The organism is Parendozoicomonas callyspongiae (assembly GCF_023502345.1).
Classification (GTDB): domain Bacteria; phylum Pseudomonadota; class Gammaproteobacteria; order Pseudomonadales; family Endozoicomonadaceae; genus Sansalvadorimonas; species Sansalvadorimonas callyspongiae.
The window spans coordinates 1-359 of record NZ_JAMFLX010000156.1 but is presented as its reverse complement, the minus strand read 5'-3'; the positions used below and the strand labels follow the sequence as shown (position 1 = coordinate 359).

The 359-nt window shown below is 40.9% G+C and carries 1 protein-coding gene; it reads left to right on the top strand.

Going from position 1 to position 359, the window contains the following annotated elements:
* Window positions 1-359, top strand: a 359-nt coding sequence (locus M3P05_RS20765; RefSeq protein WP_249702060.1) for a glycosyltransferase, incomplete at both ends; no start/stop codon positions are given.

Here is a 359-nt window from a genome sequence, read left to right as displayed (position 1 = left end):
CGGTAATATATAACCCTATTCCTGTGCATCCTGCAGCTTGTGGTGAAGTAGAGAAAAATGGAATTTTATATGTGGGGAATATCAGCAAAGAAAAAGGAGCAATTAGGCTTCTTGAAGCTTATCGGAAATCAGGATTAAATATACCACTCAGGTATGTTGGTACGGGTAACTTGGAGCCGGTGCTAAAAAAGAAAATCGCAGAATATTCTCTGACAAATCAGGTAGAAGTTCTTGGTTATCTTGAGCATGCTGCTGTGCTTGAAATGATGGCAACTTCACAGTTGCTTGTGTTGCCCTCTTATCATGAGGCTATGGGGTATTCAGCTATTGAGGCTTTATCAGTCTCTACTCCTGTAGTG